This is a genomic window from Commensalibacter papalotli (ex Servin-Garciduenas et al. 2014) (assembly GCF_000527695.1).
Classification (GTDB): domain Bacteria; phylum Pseudomonadota; class Alphaproteobacteria; order Acetobacterales; family Acetobacteraceae; genus Commensalibacter; species Commensalibacter papalotli.
Genome location: NZ_ATSX01000010.1, coordinates 1 through 2,387, shown reverse-complemented (window position 1 = coordinate 2,387; position 2,387 = coordinate 1). Strand labels below are relative to the sequence as shown.

General features: G+C 38.7%; 1 protein-coding gene. It reads left to right on the top strand.

The genetic code is table 11. The features are described from left to right. Positions 1–2,355, top strand: a 2,355-nt coding sequence (locus COMX_RS10830) for a Hint domain-containing protein (protein WP_051462130.1), incomplete at its 5' end; no start/stop codon positions are given. Between the last annotated feature and the right edge of the window lie 32 nt (positions 2,356–2,387).

The following is a 2,387-nucleotide window of genomic DNA, read 5'->3' as shown; positions in this document are numbered from 1 at the left end:
CAATTTGGTGATAGTGCGAACGTACATCTTCTTGCTGGTGATCTTGCATTGGGTGGTGCTGGTGTTGGTGTTGCTGCAAATCGCAACTTCTTCCATATGGGTGCTAACAATACGCTAACATTGGATGCTGGTTCTATTGTTATAACAAATGGTAGACAAACATTTGATTGGGGGATTAATGGTACTATTAATGCGAACAGCTTAAGTTTTGCTGGTACTAACCAAGTATTCTCTATGGGTACGGGTGCCAATGTTAGTTTGACGGGTGGTATTCTTGTTAATGCGACATCTACTGCGTTAACATTCCTTGATAATACCACGATGAACCTTGGTTCTGGTGGTCTAACATTTAATCAGTCAGCAAGCTTTACGCTTGGTAATGGTGGCTCTTTTGCTACAACTGGTGATGTTACATTTGCTAGTACTGCTGGTGGCACAATATTCAATGTTGGAAATGTAAAAACATTTACAGCTGGTAACGTGATTATCAATGCTGCTAAACCTGTAATAACATTTGGTACAAATATTGATTACGCTGTTACTGGATGGCAATTAAATGCTGCCAATGACACTGTTAAATTAGGTGCTGGTGCAACTGGTAACATTGGTAATATTACCTTTGGTGCGAATGCTACAGGCTCTTTATTTGATACTGGCGTGGCTAATAACCTAGTATTTGGTAATGCGACACTTGTTCAAAATGCTACTTTAACGTTAAATGGTACTGTAACAGGAACTTCTTTAAATCTGTCTAATGCGGCAGTTGTTAATATTCCTGCTGGTGCAAATGTTGATATTGGTTCACTTGTAATCGATGGAAGCAATGGTGCACAACAGGTTGTTATTAATGTTGCAAATGGTGCAACTTTAAATGTTGGTTCATTATCAACAACAAATGTTGCTTCTAGCAATATGCCTAAAATTCTTATTACAGGCACAGGACATGTTGTCATTGCTGGGCAAAAAGCTCGTGCTTCTGATACGCTTGCACATCAAGTTCAATTCTCTGGTAATAATGGTATTTATCAATATGAAGGTAATATCCAAGATGTAAGTGGTAAACTTACAATTACTAATTTTGCTCTAACTGATCAGGCAATCTTTGAAGTAGGTACAGCATATACAGATCAAAGCCGTTATGTAACCAGTGTTGTTGGTGGTGTTCTATATGTAAACTATGTTGATGCAGCTACGGGTGCGTTAACAGAAGTTGCACACTTTAATTATACGCCATCTGTTGCTGGACAAGCTGCTCCAAACGTCTTGATTGTTAAAAATGATGCAAGTTCTACTGGGTATGATATTATCATCACCAAATGTTTCTTAACGGGTACGCATATTCTGACACCAGAAGGTGAAGTAACTGTTGAAAACTTAAAAGCTGGTGATAGCGTTATTACCTTGCAAAATGGTCAACAAGTCAGCAAGCAAATTGTCTGGGCTGGTAATATGGATGTAAGTGTTAATAATTATGAACATAAAGATGCTCTGTATCCTGTTCGTATTAAAGCACATGCATTTGGATTAAACCAACCTTGTCGCGATTTGTTAGTAACACCTGAACATACAATCTATGTTGATGGTGGATTAGTGCCAGCACGTATGTTGGTTAATGGACGTTCTATTATCACCGATACCAGTATGGATAGCTTTACCGTTTACCATATTGAAACGGAAGAACATTCAATTCTGTTATCAGAAAATCTGACAACTGAATCTTACTTGAACACAGATGATCGTCATCAATTTAATGGTAGTGCAATTAACTTGCATTTAACCTTTAATGAAAATGCTGGCCATCAAAGTTGGGAAAGTGATGCAGCTGCACCATTGACAGTAGCAAGACACCAAGTTGAGCCAATTTGGCAAATGTTGGATCGTCGTGCAACACAACAAGGGTATGCACCTGTTTCTAAACCAGAAGTCACCAATGATCCTTCACTTTGCTTGATTACGCAAAAAGGTGAAAGACTTCAACCTGTCGATGTTAAAGGCAATACCTATAGCTTCTATGTTCCTGCAAATGTTCGCGTTGTTGCAATGCATTCAAAAGCAGCATTACCATCAGAAGTGGTTGGACCATACCTTGACGATCGTCGTATGTTGGGTGTTCTGGTTGCCAAAATTAATGTGTTTGGTGATAGAAACTTAACCATTCTTCCTGCTGATATGACCGGTCTTTCAGGTTGGCATCCCGCTGAACTGAATAGAGCTGATCGTTGGACAAAAGGATTGGCAACTCTCCCAGAAGCCGTGGCAGAAGTAAGTACTAAGGTTAAATTGATTAAGGTCGAATTAACCGCAACATCAGAATATTTCGTAGATATGATTGAAGTCGCAGAGAAAATTGCGTAATTTTAATCGATTTATAAATAAATTGATGTAAC